General features: G+C 55.0%; 18 protein-coding genes and 1 riboswitch. Of the genes, 10 read left to right on the top strand and 8 right to left on the bottom strand.

Translation table 11 applies throughout. The annotated features are described in order from the left end of the window. Positions 1-14: 14 nt before the first annotated feature. The 5 genes from hupA to nudC all read right to left on the bottom strand — a co-directional run bounded on the left by hupA (position 15) and on the right by nudC (position 3,668). Positions 15-287, bottom strand: coding sequence for a nucleoid-associated protein HU-alpha (gene hupA, locus EL098_RS21130; protein WP_002884342.1), 273 nt, complete (start codon positions 285-287; stop codon positions 15-17). A gap of 186 nt (positions 288-473) precedes the next feature. Then, positions 474-1,064, bottom strand: coding sequence for a YjaG family protein (locus EL098_RS21135; protein ID WP_126357968.1), 591 nt, complete (start codon positions 1,062-1,064; stop codon positions 474-476). Positions 1,065-1,107: 43 nt separating this feature from the next. After that, the gene (gene nfi, locus EL098_RS21140) at positions 1,108-1,779 is read right to left on the bottom strand and encodes a deoxyribonuclease V (protein WP_126357969.1); all 672 of its coding nucleotides are present in this window, start codon (positions 1,777-1,779) and stop codon (positions 1,108-1,110) included. A 12-nt stretch (positions 1,780-1,791) separates the two neighbouring features. Continuing rightward, positions 1,792-2,859 carry a uroporphyrinogen decarboxylase gene (gene hemE, locus EL098_RS21145; protein ID WP_126357970.1) on the bottom strand — a complete coding sequence of 356 codons (1,068 nt, stop codon included), beginning with the start codon at positions 2,857-2,859 and terminating at the stop codon, positions 1,792-1,794. A 35-nt stretch (positions 2,860-2,894) separates the two neighbouring features. Continuing rightward, positions 2,895-3,668: an NAD(+) diphosphatase gene (gene nudC / locus EL098_RS21150; protein WP_126357971.1), complete on the bottom strand. Its 774-nt coding sequence runs from the start codon at positions 3,666-3,668 to the stop codon at positions 2,895-2,897. A gap of 98 nt (positions 3,669-3,766) precedes the next feature. On the opposite strand from nudC, the gene rsd reads away from it, so the two are divergent. The 9 genes from rsd to EL098_RS21195 all read left to right on the top strand — a co-directional run bounded on the left by rsd (position 3,767) and on the right by EL098_RS21195 (position 10,849). Next, positions 3,767-4,270: a sigma D regulator gene (gene rsd / locus EL098_RS21155; RefSeq protein WP_126357972.1), complete on the top strand. Its 504-nt coding sequence runs from the start codon at positions 3,767-3,769 to the stop codon at positions 4,268-4,270. A gap of 50 nt (positions 4,271-4,320) precedes the next feature. Continuing rightward, positions 4,321-4,431: riboswitch (TPP riboswitch) on the top strand. Positions 4,432-4,519: 88 nt separating this feature from the next. After that, the gene (gene thiC / locus EL098_RS21160) at positions 4,520-6,421 is read left to right on the top strand and encodes a phosphomethylpyrimidine synthase ThiC (protein WP_126357973.1); all 1,902 of its coding nucleotides are present in this window, start codon (positions 4,520-4,522) and stop codon (positions 6,419-6,421) included. Beyond that, positions 6,421-7,056, top strand: coding sequence for a thiamine phosphate synthase (thiE, locus tag EL098_RS21165; RefSeq protein ID WP_126357974.1), 636 nt, complete (start codon positions 6,421-6,423; stop codon positions 7,054-7,056). The genes thiC and thiE overlap by 1 nt, the downstream gene beginning before the upstream one ends. Beyond that, on the top strand, positions 7,049-7,804 hold the full coding sequence (locus EL098_RS21170; protein ID WP_126357975.1) for a HesA/MoeB/ThiF family protein: 756 nt from the start codon (positions 7,049-7,051) through the stop codon (positions 7,802-7,804). The genes thiE and EL098_RS21170 overlap by 8 nt, the downstream gene beginning before the upstream one ends. After that, positions 7,788-7,988 carry a sulfur carrier protein ThiS gene (gene thiS / locus EL098_RS21175; RefSeq protein WP_126357976.1) on the top strand — a complete coding sequence of 67 codons (201 nt, stop codon included), beginning with the start codon at positions 7,788-7,790 and terminating at the stop codon, positions 7,986-7,988. Before EL098_RS21170 ends, thiS begins: the two co-directional genes overlap by 17 nt. Before the next feature lies 1 nt (position 7,989). Continuing rightward, positions 7,990-8,769, top strand: a complete 780-nt coding sequence (thiG, locus tag EL098_RS21180; protein WP_126357977.1) for a thiazole synthase — start codon at positions 7,990-7,992, stop codon at positions 8,767-8,769. Then, positions 8,769-9,902: a 2-iminoacetate synthase ThiH gene (thiH, locus tag EL098_RS21185; protein WP_126357978.1), complete on the top strand. Its 1,134-nt coding sequence runs from the start codon at positions 8,769-8,771 to the stop codon at positions 9,900-9,902. Before thiG ends, thiH begins: the two co-directional genes overlap by 1 nt. 320 nt (positions 9,903-10,222) lie before the next feature. Next, positions 10,223-10,528, top strand: coding sequence for a PTS sugar transporter subunit IIB (locus tag EL098_RS21190; protein ID WP_038476780.1), 306 nt, complete (start codon positions 10,223-10,225; stop codon positions 10,526-10,528). 3 nt (positions 10,529-10,531) lie between these two features. Continuing rightward, positions 10,532-10,849: a PTS lactose/cellobiose transporter subunit IIA gene (locus EL098_RS21195; protein WP_126357979.1), complete on the top strand. Its 318-nt coding sequence runs from the start codon at positions 10,532-10,534 to the stop codon at positions 10,847-10,849. Positions 10,850-11,027: 178 nt separating this feature from the next. Here EL098_RS21195 and EL098_RS23635 read toward each other — a convergent pair whose 3' ends face one another. Then, entirely contained in the window at positions 11,028-11,261 is a 234-nt protein-coding gene (locus tag EL098_RS23635; RefSeq protein ID WP_232012255.1) for a hypothetical protein, read from the bottom strand. 57 nt (positions 11,262-11,318) lie between these two features. On the opposite strand from EL098_RS23635, the gene EL098_RS21200 reads away from it, so the two are divergent. Next, entirely contained in the window at positions 11,319-12,020 is a 702-nt protein-coding gene (locus tag EL098_RS21200; RefSeq protein WP_232012257.1) for a helix-turn-helix domain-containing protein, read from the top strand. On the opposite strand, the gene EL098_RS21205 is transcribed toward EL098_RS21200, so the two are convergent. Both EL098_RS21205 and rpoC read right to left on the bottom strand, forming a co-directional pair. Further along, positions 11,959-12,987, bottom strand: coding sequence for an alpha/beta hydrolase family protein (locus EL098_RS21205; protein ID WP_232012259.1), 1,029 nt, complete (start codon positions 12,985-12,987; stop codon positions 11,959-11,961). The two genes, EL098_RS21200 and EL098_RS21205, sit on opposite strands and share 62 nt — an antisense overlap. A gap of 187 nt (positions 12,988-13,174) precedes the next feature. Beyond that, positions 13,175-17,395, bottom strand: a complete 4,221-nt coding sequence (gene rpoC / locus EL098_RS21210; RefSeq protein ID WP_126357982.1) for a DNA-directed RNA polymerase subunit beta' — start codon at positions 17,393-17,395, stop codon at positions 13,175-13,177. Positions 17,396-17,456 lie beyond the last annotated feature (61 nt).

A 17,456-nucleotide genomic window follows, 5' to 3' on the forward strand; every position in this document is an offset into this window, starting at 1 on the left:
TGACACGCGTTAACTTACTTAACCGCGTCTTTCAGTGCTTTACCAGAAACAAATGCCGGCACGTTAGCAGCAGCAATTTTGATTTCTTTACCGGTCTGCGGGTTGCGGCCAGTGCGCTCAGCACGGTGGTTCACTTTGAAGGTACCGAAACCAACCAGTTGTACAGCATCACCTTCTTTCAGAGACTCAGTAATTGCAGCCAGAGTGGATTCCAGAGCAGCTTTAGCCTGTGCTTTAGACAGGTCAGCCTTGTCAGCAATTACATCAATCAGTTGAGTCTTGTTCATAAGTTATCCTTACAATGTGTTTATCGCTTGCTAAGCATCGAGTGCGACGGAAATGCCTAAAAAGCACTCTCCTGCATACACGCACCGATAGCCACTTTTATTCGCCCCACAAATGTAGACCAGACGGGGGGTTAATTGGAAGCCTCCAGGGAGGACAAATCAGACTGTATGTCACGTTTTGCTGTCTTATTGCTGCAAATTTATACCGATATTACTGACGCCGGCCTCACGGAGGTCAGCACGAAGCCCTTTAATGAGCTCAATATCGCGTTCTTCGCACTCCGCCAGTAGCCGGAAAATCTCCCACTGAATGTCCCACTCTTCTTCTACCGCCGGGTTTGCTCGCAACTCCTCATCGGTCATTTCACGACCAGCCTGAGTCATTTCCAGCATCGCCACCGAAGTGATTGAACATTTACTGACTTCGATTGCATGCTCCAGCGTTTCACCCGAGAGACGAGAGTGGATCAGCTCACTCAGCGCCACGCAGGCATCAATCGCCGGATAGACACCGTAGATATCATAGTCGTCAGCGACAGGAATTGCCTCTTCAAGTTTCTCGAGTTGGCTGTCAAAGTTCACTTTCGCATCTTTTACCGTCTGGGTTTCCCAGATCAGGTCGAGGATTTTGCGGTAAAGCTGGGCATCACCAAAGCCGGTTTGCTGACAAAACATGGCGTAGTTAGGGTACATACGCTCGCACAAAGAGGCCATGAAGGTGACGTGCTGCCAGCTTTCAAGCTTCTCCAGGCGTAAATGAATGGGGTTCTGTAACATGACGATGTCTCAAAGACGAAAAATTAGCGGCAGTTTACCTGAATCACCTGCCAATTGCTTGCAGGCGCTTAAAGGCCGGGCGCCCGGAGGCAACCGCATCGGCCCAGCGGGTCGGCTCCGGTAGACGGTAGCCTGACATACAGCGCTCAACCCACTTCAACGCGCTGTCGAGGCTCACGCGGTGCCCGGTGGAAACAAACAGCGGATTGCAGCGTTTTTTACTGCGCCAGACCCATGCCAGCTGTTCGCCCTTATCCATCAACGGCGCACAAGAGCCCGGCTCATCATCCAGCGGCTCAAACTTCCCGCAAAGCCGCTTTTTCGCCACGCCGATGGTTGGCACGTCCACCAGCAGGCCAAAATGGCTGGCAACGCCTAAACGACGGGGATGAGAGATGCCATGACCATCAACAAACACCAAATCTGGCCCCTGCGACAGCATGCCCCAGGCTTCAAGCAGGGCTGGATACTCACGGAAAGATAAAAAGCCGGGGATATAAGGCATCGTGGTGGCGATCCTTGCCACCTGATATTCAACCAGCTCAAGAGACGGATAGCTCAATAAAACGATAGCCGCACGGGTGACTTCCCCACCCTGCTCAAAACCGACATCGGCTCCGGCGATCAAACGCGGTGGATCCTGCTGAAGGCGATCCTCACGGATCACCTTTGAGGCCAGATCTAATTGCTGCTCTCGTAATATCGCGAGATCCATCTCTCTTCTCCCTTAAGAACGGTGGTATGGCGCAGACAAGCGGTGAACCGCTTCGATAAAGACACCTGCGTGCTCCGGCGGCACATCCTGATGGATACCGTGGCCAAGGTTGAAGACATGCCCTTCACCTTGCCCGAAGCCGGCCAGAATAGTGGCAACCTCCTCTTCAATACGCGCAGGCGGCGCATAAAGCATGGAAGGGTCCATATTGCCCTGCAGGGCAACTTTGTGGCCTACGCGACGGCGAGCGTCGGCAATATCCGTCGTCCAGTCGAGACCCAGCGCGTCGCAGCCGGTTTCCGCGATGGCCTCCAGCCACTGACCGCCACCTTTGGTGAACAGCGTCACCGGCACACGGCGACCTTCGTTTTCACGCTGCAGGCCGTCGACGATTTTGTGCATGTAATAAAGCGAAAATTCTTTGTAATCACGCCCGCTCAGTACGCCGCCCCAGGTATCGAAGATCATCACCGACTGAGCGCCCGCACGAATTTGCGCATTCAGGTAGAGCGTCACGCTCTGAGCCAGCTTATCCAGCAGCAGATGCAGCGCCTTCGGGTCGGCAAACATCATTTTCTTAATCACGGTAAACGCTTTGCTGCTGCCGCCTTCCACCATATAGGTGGCCAGCGTCCACGGGCTGCCGGAGAAGCCGATAAGCGGTACTTCGCCTTTCAGCTCACGGCGAATGGTGCGCACCGCGTTCATCACATAAGCAAGCTCGCCTTCCGGGTCCGGGATAGGCAGCTTTTCAACGTCGGCGCGGCTTTTAATTGGAGAGCTAAAGCGCGGGCCCTCACCGGCTTCGAAATAGAGCCCAAGCCCCATCGCGTCCGGAATGGTCAGAATGTCCGAAAAGAGGATCGCCGCATCAAGCGCATAGCGGCGCAGCGGCTGCAGGGTGACTTCGCAGGCCAGCTCGGCGTTTTTGCACAGCGACATAAAATCGCCAGCCTGGGCGCGCGTTGCCTTATATTCCGGCAAATAACGCCCGGCCTGGCGCATCATCCACACCGGGGTGACATCTACCGGCAAGCGCTGCAGGGCGCGCAGGTAACGATCGTTCTTCAGTTCAGTCATTTTTACCTTTCCTTTAGCTGTATCCCGGCAGTTTATCACTCATAGTCCGCGCGACACAGGGCGACGGTATCTTCGATCAGGCGACGCGCCACGGTGCCCGGCGGCGGCAAGAGCGGCAGCTGGTCATAGCGGTACCAGCCGGCATCCAGCAGCTCTTTCGGGTCAATGTTGATTTCACCGCTGTGGTAATCCGCCATAAATGCGGTCATCAGCGACTGCGGGAACGGCCAGGGCTGGGAGGTCACGTAGCGCAGGTTTTTCACCTGGATGCTGCTCTCTTCCATGACTTCGCGAGCTACGGCCTGCTCCAGCGTTTCGCCCACTTCAACAAACCCGGCCAGCACGGTATAGATACCGTTGCGGTGGCGCGTGTGCTGAGCCAGCAGGATATGATCGTCTTTGCGGATGGCGACGATAACGCAGGGGGCAATTTGCGGGTAATAGCGTTCGCGGCAGTGGCCGCAGAGCAACGCCCACTCGGTTTTGCTGAAGTGCATTTCATGGCCGCAATAGCCGCAATACTTATGCGACCGGTAAAACTCTGCCAGCTGAACGCCCCTGCCGGCCAGTTGAAACAGACCAACATCACGATCCAGCAGCTGGCGCAGCGAGCCCATGTCCGCGCGACGGTTCTCTCTTATCAGCCATACCGGTTCGCCTTCCCACTCTCCAATGCCCAGGGCGCGGCTGCCCATAAGCTGAAATTCGGCGGCGCTGCCGTGAGGTAACTCCCCCTGCGGCAACCATATTTTCTGTTCATGGCTGACGATCCACCAACCATGATCTAAGTTTTGAATAACACGTTCCATAACCTGGTGCACATCCCCGTGTTCACTGATATAAACAATTAGTTTTTACTTTTTTGGGTTAGTTTGCGTTCAATCTTTTAACTCACGGAGTCTCAATCATGCTGAACCAGTTAGCCAATCTGACTGAGCGCGTTGGTGGTAGTAATGAGTTAGTTGACCAGTGGCTTCAGGCTCGTAAACACCTGTTGGTTGCCTATTACAACATGGTCGGGATCAAGCCTAACAAGGAATCGCATACCGCGCTTGACGAAAAAGCGTTAGATAATTTCTGTCATGGCCTGGTGGATTACCTCTCTTCCGGTCATTTTAGTATTTACGAGCGCATTATCAGCAACCTGGAAGGAGGCAGCCCGCTGCTTAGCGCGGCACAGCTTTACCCTCAACTGGAAGCAAATACCCAACAGATAATGGATCTCTACGACTCACACCTCGAAAACGCCATCGACCGCGATAGCTGGGTCGAATTTCAGCAGGCGTTATCGGAGATAGGAGAGTGCCTTGAGTCCCGCTTCACCCTCGAGGATAAGCTAGTCCTTCTGGCTATCGATAACAACCTGGACGGCAGCGCCAGCGATCCTGCCGGGCTGACAAGTCCAGCTTGAGTTGTTAGCTATTAACGAGTAATTTACAACTTTCCCGCCGCGAGGTGGGATCATTCTTGTCGGAGTGCCGAGTGCGTGATGCACCGGCTGAGACCGTTAATTCGGGATCCGCGGAACCTGATCAGGTTAGAACCTGCGAAGGGAACAAGAGTAATTTTGTCTTTGGTGCACCCGCTTGCGGGCGGCCCATATCCATTACTCCTTCCGTTGTCCTGACAAGCCATATCCTGATCAAACCTGGAATGAGCTATGTCTGCATCTGAAAAAAAAGCTGGCCGCCGCGAACAGCGTGCCGCCGCTCAACATTTTATCAATACGCTTGAAGGTACTGCCTTCCCCAATTCTCTTCGCATCTACCTGACCGGCACTCGTGAAGATATTCGCGTACCTATGCGCGAAATTCAGCTAAGCCCGACGCTTACCGGCGGCAGTAAAGACAAGCCCCAGTATCAGCCGAACGACGCTGTTCCCGTCTACGATACTTCCGGCCCTTATGGTGACCCAGCAATCGCAATTAATGTGTTAAGCGGACTCTCTCCTCTGCGCAGCGCATGGATTGCCGAACGCCAGGACAGCGAAACGCTGGATCTACGTAGCTCTGCTTATACAAAAGCGCGCCTGGCGGACGAAGGCCTGGACGAATTGCGCTTTGAAACGCAGTTAGCCCCGCGCCGGGCGGCAGTGGGAAAATGTGTTACTCAGCTGCATTACGCCCGCAAAGGGATCGTTACGCCGGAGATGGAGTTCATCGCCATTCGCGAAAATATGGGGTGCGAGCGCATCCGGGATGAAGTCCTGCGCCACCAGCATGCTGGCGAAGGTTTTGGTGCAAGGCTGCCGGAGAACATTACGCCCGAGTTTGTTCGTGATGAAGTCGCCGCCGGGCGGGCAATTATCCCGGCCAATATTAATCACCCGGAATCTGAGCCGATGATTATCGGACGCAACTTCCTGGTGAAGGTGAACGCCAATATCGGCAACTCGGCGGTCACCTCCTCCATTGAAGAGGAGGTGGAGAAGCTGGTATGGGCCACTCGCTGGGGCGCGGATACGGTTATGGATCTCTCTACCGGCCGCTATATTCACGAAACGCGGGAATGGATCCTGCGAAACAGCCCGGTACCCATCGGGACGGTGCCCATCTACCAGGCGCTGGAGAAGGTAAACGGCATCGCCGAAGATCTGAACTGGGAGATGTTCCGCGACACGCTGCTGGAGCAGGCGGAGCAAGGCGTGGACTACTTCACCATTCATGCTGGCGTGCTGCTGCGCTACGTGCCAATGACCGCAAAACGCCTGACCGGCATCGTATCGCGCGGCGGGTCAATTATGGCGAAGTGGTGCCTGTCCCACCATCAGGAGAATTTCCTGTACCAGCACTTCCGTGAAATCTGCGAGATTTGCGCCGCCTACGACGTTTCACTTTCTCTGGGAGATGGTTTGCGTCCCGGCTCAATACAGGATGCCAACGATGAAGCGCAGTTTGCAGAACTGCATACTCTTGGCGAGCTGACCAAAATCGCCTGGGAATACGACGTTCAGGTGATGATTGAGGGCCCGGGACACGTGCCGATGCAGATGATTCGCCGCAACATGACCGAAGAGCTGGAGCACTGCCACGAAGCGCCTTTCTATACCCTTGGCCCGCTGACGACCGATATTGCTCCAGGCTATGACCACTTCACCTCCGGTATTGGTGCGGCCATGATTGGCTGGTTCGGCTGCGCGATGCTCTGCTACGTGACGCCGAAGGAACACCTCGGCCTGCCGAACAAAGAGGACGTTAAGCAGGGACTGATTACCTACAAGATTGCCGCCCACGCCGCGGACCTGGCCAAAGGCCATCCGGGAGCGCAAATCCGCGACAATGCGATGTCCAAAGCGCGCTTTGAATTCCGCTGGGAAGACCAGTTCAACCTGGCGCTCGACCCCTTCACCGCTCGCGCTTACCACGATGAAACCCTGCCGCAGGAATCCGGCAAGGTTGCCCACTTCTGCTCCATGTGCGGCCCCAAATTTTGCTCGATGAAAATCACCCAGGAAGTACGCGACTACGCAGCAAAACAGGCGATAGACGCAGGGATGGAGGATATGTCCCAGCACTTCCGTGCGCGAGGCGGTGAAATTTATCTCAGAAAGGAGAAAGCATAATGTTAACACTCACTTTTCCCGCCACGTCACGCAGGCTTGGCCTTTACCCGGTTGTCGACAGCGTTGAATGGATCGAGCGTCTGCTGGGCACGGGCGTCAAAACGATTCAACTCCGCATTAAAGACAAGCGCGATGAAGAGGTTGAAGCCGACGTTGTCGCAGCCATTGCGCTGGGTAAGCGCTACAACGCCCGCCTGTTCATCAACGACTACTGGCGACTGGCTATCAAACACGGCGCCTATGGCGTTCATCTCGGTCAGGAAGATATGGACGTGGCTAACCTCGCGGCGATAAGCGAGGCCGGGCTTCGTCTGGGGCTTTCAACCCACGACAATATGGAGATGGATCGCGCTTTAAGCGCTAACCCGTCCTACATCGCCCTGGGCCATGTCTTCCCCACCCAAACCAAGCAGATGCCCTCTTCCCCGCAGGGGCTGAACAAGCTGGCTGAACATATTCAGACGCTGGGTGACTATTCCACCGTGGCCATCGGCGGGATAAGCCTCGATCGTGTCCCTGCCGTTTTAGCGACAGGGGTAGGCAGCGTTGCCGTCGTCAGCGCGATTACTCAGGCCCCGGACTGGCGTGCTGCAACGGCGAAATTACTTGAACTGGCAGGCACTGGCGATGAATGACGCAGATTTTATGCGCTACAGCCGCCAGCTGCTGCTGGAAGATGTGGCCATTGAAGGGCAGGAAAAGCTGCTGTCCAGCACGGCGCTGATCGTCGGCCTTGGCGGATTAGGGTCGCCTGCTGCCCTGTATCTCGCCGCCGCAGGCGTCGGCAAGCTTATCGTCGCGGACGATGACAAGGTGCATATCAGCAACCTCCAGCGCCAGATCTTATTCACTTCTGAAGATATTGAGCGCCCTAAATCGCTCTCCGCCCAACAGCATCTGCAGCGCCTGAATCCGGGCGTAAAAATTGTTCCGCTGGCAGAAAGGTTGACGGGTACTTCGCTGGTGAAGGCCGTAAACGACGCCGATGTGGTACTGGATTGCAGCGACAATATGGCAACCCGCCAGGCGGTGAATGCCGCCTGCGTGGCCGCAAATACTCCGCTTATCAGTGCCAGCGCCGTCGGCTTTGGCGGGCAGATGATGGTCCTGATGCCGCCCTGGCAGCACGGCTGCTACCGCTGCGTCTGGCCTGACGAGAGTGAACCAGAACGTAACTGCCGAAGCTCCGGCATCATCGGCCCGGTCGTTGGCGTAATGGGCACGCTTCAGGCGCTGGAGGCCATCAAAGTCCTCGCCGGCATGGCACCGGCTACCGGCTCTCTACGTCTGTTTGACGCCCGACAGCACAGCTGGCGCACGCTGGCGATGCAAAAATCGGCTAACTGCCCGGTCTGCGGAGGTCGAAATGCGCATTCAGTTTAACGATGAGCCTCTGGAATGTACTGAAGGCACAACGCTTTCCGCTCTGCTGGCCCAGCTTGAGCAGGGAAAAGCGGGCGCTGCGCTTGCCGTTAACCAAACCATTATCCCGCGCGAACAGTGGAGTAGCTATCTGCTGTGCGAGGGGGACACCATTCTGCTTTTTCAGGCTATTGCCGGAGGCTGATATGTTACAGATTGCCGATAAAACCTTTTCCTCACGCCTGTTTACCGGCACCGGGAAATTTTCCTCCAGCCAGGTGATGATCGACGCGATTCGCGCTTCCGGCTCACAGCTGGTCACCATGGCGATGAAACGCGTGGATTTGCGCGGGCATAGCGATGACATCCTTCTCCCGCTTCAGCAGGCTGGCGTACATCTGCTGCCAAATACCTCCGGCGCTAAAACCGCCGAAGAAGCTATTTTTGCCGCCCGGCTTGCTCGTGAAGCGCTCGGCACAAACTGGGTGAAGCTGGAGATACACCCCGATGTCCGCTATCTGCTGCCCGACCCCATTGAAACGCTGAAAGCCGCTGAAACCCTGGTGAAACAGGGGTTTGTCGTGCTGCCCTACTGCGGTGCCGATCCGGTGTTGTGTAAACGTCTGGAAGAAGCGGGCTGTGCGGCGGTGATGCCGCTGGGGGCGCCTATCGGTTCAAACCAGGGCCTGCAAACCCGTGCTCTGCTGGAGATAATCATTGAGCAATCTCGTGTGCCGGTGGTGGTAGATGCGGGGATTGGTGCCCCAAGCCACGCAGCAGAAGCGTTAGAGATGGGCGCCTCGGCCGTGCTGGTGAATACCGCAATAGCCGTCGCCCACAATCCTGTGCAGATGGCCCAGGCTTTCCGTCTGGCCGTCGAGGCCGGAAGCCTGGCGGCTCAGGCCGGCTTAGGTTCACGCCACCAGCAGGCGCAAGCCTCAAGCCCGCTAACCAGCTTCCTGCAATTTAGCGAGGAGAATGCCTGATGACGGAAACCTTTACCGATCGTTGGCGGCAGCTGGACTGGGACGATCTCACCCTGAGAATTAACGGTAAAACCCCTGCAGATGTAGAACGAGCGATTAACTCCCCTCGCCTGACGCGAGAGGATTTGATGGCTTTGCTCTCCCCCGCCGCCAGCCGCTATCTGGAACCCCTCGCTCAGCGAGCGCAGCAGCTGACGCGCCAGCGCTTCGGCAACACCGTGAGTTTTTACGTGCCGCTCTACCTCTCCAACCTGTGCGCTAACGACTGCACCTACTGCGGCTTTTCCATGAGCAACAAGCTGAAACGCAAAACGCTTGATGAAGCAGAAATTGAGCGTGAATGTGCGGCTATCCGGGCGCTCGGCTTTGAACATCTTTTGCTGGTCACCGGAGAACATCAGACCAAAGTCGGCATGGACTATTTCCGCCAGCATCTTCCGGCCATCCGCAGCCGCTTTAGTTCCCTGCAGATGGAGGTTCAGCCGCTCGACGAGCATGAGTATGCGGAGCTAAAAACCCTCGGGCTCGATGGCGTGATGGTTTATCAGGAAACCTATCATCCGGCGACCTACGCGCAGCACCACCTGAAAGGCAACAAGCAGGATTTCTTCTGGCGACTGGAAACACCCGACAGGCTGGGGCGTGCGGGCATTGATAAAATTGGGCTGGGCGCGCTGATTGGCCTGTCGGACAGCTGGCGTACTGACTGTTTTATGGTGGCTGAACATCTGCTCTGGCTGCAGCAGCGCTACTGGCAAAGCCGCTACTCGATCTCCTTCCCACGGCTGCGCCCCTGCACCGGCGGCGTAGAGCCCGCATCAATCATGACCGAACAGCAGCTGGTCCAGGTCATTTGCGCGTTTCGCCTGCTTGCGCCGGACGTGGAGCTGTCGCTTTCGACCCGAGAATCGCCGTGGTTCCGCGACCACATGATCCCGCTGGCAATCAATAACGTCAGCGCATTTTCAAAGACTCAGCCCGGCGGCTATGCCGATAATCACCCTGAACTCGAGCAATTTGCTCCGCACGATGGACGAACGCCGCAGGAAGTTGCCGCCGTGCTTCGCGAGTCGGGTTTACAACCCGTCTGGAAGGACTGGGATAACTTTTTGGGAAGAAGCGTGCGCCCCTGATGCAACAAGCTGCAAAGGGAAAGATAAGCTTCGGCATTTCCCGAAAGAACGTCCATCGGGCGTTGTTGCTTTCCTGCCGATAAAATATTGTCCTCCGGTCAGCACGTATGCCTGATCGGAGCGGCAACAGACACCTCCTCACGCCGCTCCGCCTTCACGACTGCCGTCTTGATTACGCAGGTAAAAGCAAAAATGTAACCGGTTTCAGTTTTCTGCGGTTTCTTTTGTGATACCTGACACACAATCAGGTTAAAGCGGTTGTTGCCACCCCCCCTGACGGATGAATATCTCCCCTATCCTTCGGACATTGAGAGCGAACTATGAAAAATATCGTGTTGTGTTGTGCTGCAGGTATGTCGACCAGCATTCTGGTTCAACGTATGGTTGATGCTGCACAAAAGAAAGGTATCGAAGTCTCAATCAAGGCTGTGCCCGTTGCAGAGTTTAAAGAGAACATCGAACGCGCCGACATCGTTCTGCTCGGTCCGCAGGTTAAATACGAGCAGGCCAAACTTCAGGCCCTTGCCGATCCTCTGGGTAAAAAAGTCGTCGTCATCGACATGATGGATTACGGCCTGATGAAAGGCGACGTGGTGCTTGATAAAGCCCTGAAAATGATGGAGTGAGATGTGGAAGATTTAGAGTCGATTATTATGGAACTGCTGGTCAACGCCGGCAGCGCACGTAGCCAGGCCCTGACTGCTCTGCAGCTGGCACGTAAAGGTGATTTTGACGGCGCCGAGAAGGCGATGGAAGAGTCACACGAATTCGTTAAACACGCCCATAAAATCCAGACCCAGCTGATTGGCCTGGATGAAGGCTCCGGCAAGCTGCCGGTAAACCTGATTACCGTCCACTCTCAGGACCACCTGATGAATGCGATGGTGATTCAGGATCTGGCCGGCGACATGATTGAGCTTTATCGCCGCCTGCCGCTGGTGAAATAAGCTCGCTCAGCCTGCCCAGACAAAATGTCCGCATCGCGGGCATTTTGTTTTTCACCTACGTCTACTGCTAAAAGTTGCGATCTGCCTTTCTCCTTTTTTTGTGGCATAACACTGCATAAAGCCTTGAGCTACATCCTCAGAGATTACTATGCCCGCAATTCCACTGCCTTTTTACACGTTAACCGTTCTCCTTCTTCTGCTGCTGAAGATCCTGTTTTCCCGGCATGCAGAATACCGTAATGTGGCGATTTTCCTCTCGGGATGTGTCATCCTGGTCCTGCTTTCGGCGCTGCGGTGGACGTTTGATGCCATCATTCTGCGCCAGCTCCAGTCTCTGGCCGCTATAGCTCTTCCGCCACTGGCCTGGTACTGTTTCACCAGTTTTACCGGGCAGCGCGGTGGGCCAAAACATGCAGCCTACTGGCTTGCCCCTGTTTTAGCGCTGATCGTGAATCTCGCGGCGCCAGAGATGACAGATGCCGCACTGATGCTCTTGTTTATGGGATATGGCTCCACCCTGATCAAAATATCTCGGCAGGGCGTTGATACCTTCATTTTCAGCCGTATAAACGACGCTAACGCCGCGACATCAATGACTTTTTTCGCGGGTTGTTTTCTTTGTTTTTCCGGCGCAGTAGATTTAGCAATAGCGGTAGATTTCCGTTTTTTTGAAGGCGCGCAGGCCCCTATACTGGTGGCGTTATCCCAGACACTGTTACTGCCGTTTATCGGCATAGCTATCGTATTTAATGGCAAAATAGCGCCGCCAGCAGAGGTGCTTAGCGCTCAGCAAGACGCTGCACCGGGGCACAATGACGAGGAGCTGACGGCGGCATACCACCATATTGAGAAAACCCTCTTAGAAGGTAAGCTGTTTCTTGATCACGACATTACACTCAGCCTCATCGGAAAAGCATCCGGGATAGCGCCAAGGCAGCTGTCGAGGGCCGTAAATCAGATCTGCGGCTGCAATGTCTCTCAGTGGGTCAACGGGTTTCGCGTCAGGCACGCTCAGGCATTGCTTCGCAATACCAGCATCCCGGTGACCCAAATCATGCTGGACTCAGGCTTCTCAACAAAATCTCACTTCAATAAAGAGTTTGCCCGCTTTAGCGGGTCAACCCCGACGGACTACCGGCGTTTAGCGGATGAAAATCTAGTGCCTGATTAACAAATTCGCCGATCTCACGGCCAAGAGAAGCATGGATGGCCGCTCTGCTAACGGAGCCACCATCCTGACAGACAATGCCTTCCCCCGGATTTTCCTCCTCAATAAGTTCGGCAGCACCAGGCTTGCATAATTGCATAAAGCTAAAATGCGTAGCCCCCGATACGCTAACGTCCTGCCGCTGTTTTTGAGGAATATAACGCTCCAGATAGCCAGACTCGAGACTGGCAGGAAGCTCTTCGCTGTCAGACTGGGCAGACATGATCAGTACGGGGATCGCTATTTTCGCCAGGCTGGAGGGTGAAAAACCCCGAGCCAGGCCAAGATCGAGCGAGACAATGGCCTTGATACGCGGATCTCGGGCATTTTTCGCCAATGGTGCCGCAGACTCCGGCCGGTCTATCCCTAAGGCGTGCCGCAGTTTACAGCCAGACAAGACTGAATGCAGTTTACAATCCTGCAAGAACCGGTCAGCGTCAAAACGCCCACCAGCCAGTTCCACCACCGTCCAACCGCCTAATGAATGCCCGATGGCCGCGATACGCTGCGGATCGATTTTCCCGGCAATGTCTGGCGAGGCAATCAGTTCATCCAATACTCGCCGGAGATCCTGGGGGCGCTGCCAAAGCCGCTGCGCGTCAGCCTCATTTTTATTGCCAGATGTTGTCCCAGGGTGATTCACCGCGGCAACAATATAGCCCTGAGCGGCCATCAGACTTGCCAGCCAGTTCAGATTGCGCCAGTTGCCGCCATATCCATGGGAAAGCAGCAACAGCGGGTGCATTTCATTATCCGGGGTGGCATTCAACAGCGCGCGAGTCCCCATAAACACAACATTATCGCCAGCAAGTTCTGGATTACCAGTCTGCCCGGTCGGATACCAAACGGCAATTTCAAGAGGCCGGGAACCATGTTCATCCAGCAGGTGCTGGCGAAAAGCAGTTTCACCATAGGCAGTTTGGCTGAACATGCAGAACAAACTAAAAAGGAAAAAGAGCCGTGACATTGTGATTCTCCAGTGAAGTAAACAGAGCTGCATTCTGTTTGTATTCGCTAGGTGAATCGTCCTGAAACACGATCGAGGACCTGTTTTTTACCGGTTTCAGGCATAAAAAAACCCGCCGAAGCGGGTTTTTTATTTCAGGCGTATCGACCGATTACTCGTCGTTACCGCCCAGGCCTGCGTTCAGCAGCTCTGCCAGGCTGGCAGAAGCGTCTTCAGCAGTCACCTGAGGTGCCGCAGGGATTTCACCCGCTGCACGGCGACGCATACGATCCTGGTGGTACGCATAACCGGTACCGGCCGGGATCAGACGACCCACGATAACGTTCTCTTTCAGGCCGCGCAGTTCGTCGCGTTTGCCCGCAACGGCTGCTTCGGTCAGCACTCGAGTAGTCTCCTGGAACGATGCCGCGGAGATGAAGGACTCGGTTGCCAGAGAGGCTTTGGTGATACCCAGCAGATCGCGCATGTAGGTCACGTTGATCTTGCCGTTCGCATCCAGTTCGCGGTTAGCGATCTTAATGCGAGAGTATTCAGCCTGCTCGCCTTCCAGGAAGTCGGAGCTGCCTGCGTTAACGATGGTTGCTTTACGCAGCATCTGACGAACGATAACTTCGATGTGCTTATCGTTAATCTTAACGCCCTGCAGACGGTAAACGTCCTGTACTTCGTTAGTGATATAACGAGTTACAGCGTACACGCCACGCAGACGCAGGATGTCGTGCGGAGACTCTGGACCATCGGAAACAACGTCACCACGTTCAACACGCTCGCCTTCGAACACGTTAAGCTGACGCCACTTAGGAATCATCTCTTCGTACGGCTCGCTACCGTCTACCGGGGTGATAACCAGGCGACGTTTCCCTTTGGTTTCTTTACCGAAGGAGATGATACCGCTGATTTCAGCCAGGATCGCAGGCTCTTTCGGACGACGGGCTTCGAACAGGTCCGCAACGCGTGGCAGACCACCGGTAATATCCTTGGTACCGCCGGATTCCTGAGGAATACGCGCCAGGGTGTCACCGGAGCTGATCTGAATACCATCTTCCAGCTGAACAATCGCTTTACCCGGCAGGAAGTACTGAGCCGGCATATCGGTGCCAGGGATCAGAACGTCGTTGCCTTTAGCATCAACGATTTTCAGAGCAGGACGCAGGTCTTTACCACCAGCAGTACGCTCAGCGGAGTCCAGAACTACCAGAGAGGACAGACCGGTCAGCTCGTCGGTCTGACGAGTAATGGTCTGGCCGTCGATCATGTCGGTGAAGCGGATGAAACCACTCACTTCGGTGATAACCGGCATGGTGTGTGGATCCCAGTTTGCTACGGTTTCACCGCCGGCAACCTGCTCGCCATCACCTTTCGCCATAACAGCACCGTAAGGCACTTTATAGCTCTCTTTGGTACGACCGAATTCGTCGATCAGCTTCAGCTCGGTGTTACGGGAGGTCACAACCAGTTTACCGCTGGAGTTCACAACCGACTTAGCGTTGCTGAGCTTGATGCTACCCTTGTTCTTAACCTGAATGCTGGATTCAGCAGCAGAACGGGATGCCGCACCACCGATGTGGAACGTACGCATCGTCAGCTGTGTACCAGGTTCACCGATGGACTGTGCCGCGATAACCCCGATAGCTTCACCTTTGTTGATGATGTGGCCACGTGCCAGGTCGCGACCGTAGCAGTGAGCACATACGCCGAAGTCAGTTTCGCAACCTACTACGGAACGGACCTTAACGCTGTCAACAGAGTTAGCTTCCAGCAGGTCACACCACTGTTCGTGCAGCAGGGTGTTGCGTGGAACCAGGATATCCGCAGTGCCAGGCTTCAGAATATCTTCAGCAGTCACACGGCCCAGAACGCGATCGCGCAGCGGCTCTTTAACATCACCACCCTCGATAACCGGGGTCATGGTGATACCTTCGAGGGTGCCACAGTCGTCTTCGGTCACAACCAGATCCTGCGCAACGTCAACCAGACGACGAGTCAGGTAACCGGAGTTAGCTGTTTTCAGTGCGGTATCCGCCAGACCTTTACGAGCACCGTGAGTGGAGATGAAGTACTGGAGTACGTTCAGACCTTCACGGAAGTTCGCGGTGATTGGCGTTTCGATGATGGAGCCATCTGGCTTAGCCATCAGACCACGCATACCGGCTAGCTGACGAATCTGTGCTGCAGAACCACGCGCACCGGAGTCGGCCATCATGTAGATGCTGTTGAAGGAAACCTGCTGCTCTTCTACGCCGTCACGGTTAATCACGGTTTCGGTTTGCAGGTTATCCATCATCGCTTTGGATACACGATCGTTCGCCGCAGCCCAGATATCGATAACTTTGTTATAGCGTTCGCCCGCGGTAACCAGACCAGACTGGAACTGCTCCTGGATCTCAGCAACTTCGGCTTCCGCTTCAGAGATGATCTCGTGTTTCTTCTCTGGGATGACCATGTCATCGATACCAACGGATGCACCTGAACGCGCTGCATAAGCAAAGCCGGTGTACATCGTCTGGTCCGCAAAAATAACGGTCGGTTTCAGGCCCAGAATACGGTAGCAGGTGTTCAGCATCTTGGAGATTGCCTTTTTACCCAGCGCCTGGTTGACGATGGAGAAAGGCAGGCCTTTCGGTACGATCATCCACAGAATCGCACGACCAATGGTGGTGTCGATCAGGCTGGTTTTCGCAACGAAGGTACCCTGAGCATCTTTTTCGTATTCGGTGATACGCACTTTAACGCGCGCATGCAGAGAGGCCAGGCCAGCGCGATAAATACGCTCAGCTTCTTTCGGGCCAGTCAGCACCATGCCTTCGCCTTTGGCGTTAACACAGTCACGGGTCATGTAGTACAGACCCAGTACAACGTCCTGAGAAGGAACGATGATTGGCTCGCCGTTCGCTGGGGACAGGATGTTGTTGGTAGACATCATCAGCGCACGCGCTTCCAGCTGAGCTTCAAGCGTCAGTGGAACGTGTACTGCCATCTGGTCACCATCGAAGTCGGCGTTATAGGCCGCACAAACCAGCGGGTGCAGCTGGATAGCTTTACCTTCGATCAGAACAGGTTCAAATGCCTGGATACCCAAACGGTGCAGGGTTGGTGCACGGTTCAGCAGTACCGGGTGTTCGCGGATAACTTCGTCCAGGATATCCCAAACGACAGCTTCTTCACGCTCAACCATTTTCTTAGCAGCTTTGATGGTGGTCGCGAGGCCACGCAGTTCCAGCTTGCCGTAGATGAACGGTTTGAACAGCTCCAGCGCCATTTTCTTCGGCAGACCGCACTGATGCAGACGCAGGTATGGACCTACGGTGATTACAGAACGACCGGAGTAGTCAACACGTTTACCCAGCAGGTTCTGACGGAAACGACCCTGCTTACCTTTGATCATGTCGGCCAAAGATTTCAGAGGACGTTTGTTAGAGCCGGTGATGGCACGACCGCGACGGCCGTTATCCAGCAGGGCATCTACCGCTTCCTGCAGCATACGTTTTTCGTTACGTACGATGATATCTGGCGCAGCCAGATCCAGCAGACGTTTCAGACGGTTGTTACGGTTGATCACGCGACGGTACAGATCGTTCAGATCTGAGGTTGCGAAACGACCACCATCCAGCGGTACCAGCGGACGCAGATCTGGCGGCAGAACCGGCAGAACGGTCAGGATCATCCACTCTGGTTTGTTACCAGACTGAACGAACGCTTCCAGCAGCTTGATACGCTTGGTCAGCTTTTTACGTTTGGTTTCGGAGTTGGTTTCGTTCAGCTCTTCGCGCAGAGTTTCACACTCTTGCTCCAGATCCATGCTCTTCAGCAGGGCCTGAATAGCTTCCGCACCCATCTTCGCGTCGAATTCGTCACCGAACTCTTCCAGCGCATCCAGATACTGCTCTTCAGTCAGGATCTGACGACGCTCGAGGTTGGTCATCCCGCCTTCGATAACAACATAAGATTCGAAGTACAGCACGCGTTCGATATCACGCAGCGGCATATCCAGCAGCAGGCCGATACGAGATGGCAGAGACTTCAGGAACCAAATGTGGGCAGTTGGAGAAGCCAGTTCGATGTGACCCATACGCTCACGACGAACTTTAGTCTGGGTAACTTCTACGCCACACTTCTCACAAATGACACCACGGTGTTTCAGGCGCTTGTACTTACCGCACAGGCACTCGTAGTCTTTTACTGGCCCAAAGATACGGGCGCAGAACAGACCGTCACGCTCAGGCTTGAACGTACGGTAGTTGATGGTTTCCGGCTTTTTAACTTCACCGAAAGACCATGAACGGATCATGTCTGGCGAGGCCAGAGCAATTTTGATCGCATCAAACTCTTCGGTTTTAGTTTGCGCTTTCAGAAACTTTAATAAGTCTTTCACGGATTTGCTCCCGTCGGAGTTAGCACTCTGTGATGCCCGGCGTTAGCCGGGCACCCTGGAC

Source organism: Cedecea lapagei, from assembly GCF_900635955.1.
Taxonomy (GTDB): domain Bacteria; phylum Pseudomonadota; class Gammaproteobacteria; order Enterobacterales; family Enterobacteriaceae; genus Cedecea; species Cedecea lapagei.

Excerpts from the sequence above, each read along its gene's own strand:
- hupA (WP_002884342.1), bottom strand. The coding sequence starts at position 287 with ATGAACAAGACTCAACTGATTGATGTAATTGCTGACAAGGCTGACCTG.
- EL098_RS21135 (WP_126357968.1), bottom strand. The coding sequence starts at position 1,064 with ATGTTACAGAACCCCATTCATTTACGCCTGGAGAAGCTTGAAAGCTGG.
- nfi (WP_126357969.1), bottom strand. The coding sequence starts at position 1,779 with ATGGATCTCGCGATATTACGAGAGCAGCAATTAGATCTGGCCTCAAAG.
- hemE (WP_126357970.1), bottom strand. The coding sequence starts at position 2,859 with ATGACTGAACTGAAGAACGATCGTTACCTGCGCGCCCTGCAGCGCTTG.
- nudC (WP_126357971.1), bottom strand. The coding sequence starts at position 3,668 with ATGGAACGTGTTATTCAAAACTTAGATCATGGTTGGTGGATCGTCAGC.
- rsd (WP_126357972.1), top strand. The coding sequence starts at position 3,767 with ATGCTGAACCAGTTAGCCAATCTGACTGAGCGCGTTGGTGGTAGTAAT.
- thiC (WP_126357973.1), top strand. The coding sequence starts at position 4,520 with ATGTCTGCATCTGAAAAAAAAGCTGGCCGCCGCGAACAGCGTGCCGCC.
- thiE (WP_126357974.1), top strand. The coding sequence starts at position 6,421 with ATGTTAACACTCACTTTTCCCGCCACGTCACGCAGGCTTGGCCTTTAC.
- EL098_RS21170 (WP_126357975.1), top strand. The coding sequence starts at position 7,049 with ATGAATGACGCAGATTTTATGCGCTACAGCCGCCAGCTGCTGCTGGAA.
- thiS (WP_126357976.1), top strand. The coding sequence starts at position 7,788 with ATGCGCATTCAGTTTAACGATGAGCCTCTGGAATGTACTGAAGGCACA.
- thiG (WP_126357977.1), top strand. The coding sequence starts at position 7,990 with ATGTTACAGATTGCCGATAAAACCTTTTCCTCACGCCTGTTTACCGGC.
- thiH (WP_126357978.1), top strand. The coding sequence starts at position 8,769 with ATGACGGAAACCTTTACCGATCGTTGGCGGCAGCTGGACTGGGACGAT.
- EL098_RS21190 (WP_038476780.1), top strand. The coding sequence starts at position 10,223 with ATGAAAAATATCGTGTTGTGTTGTGCTGCAGGTATGTCGACCAGCATT.
- EL098_RS23635 (WP_232012255.1), bottom strand. The coding sequence starts at position 11,261 with ATGTTTTGGCCCACCGCGCTGCCCGGTAAAACTGGTGAAACAGTACCA.
- EL098_RS21200 (WP_232012257.1), top strand. The coding sequence starts at position 11,319 with ATGACAGATGCCGCACTGATGCTCTTGTTTATGGGATATGGCTCCACC.
- EL098_RS21205 (WP_232012259.1), bottom strand. The coding sequence starts at position 12,987 with ATGTTCAGCCAAACTGCCTATGGTGAAACTGCTTTTCGCCAGCACCTG.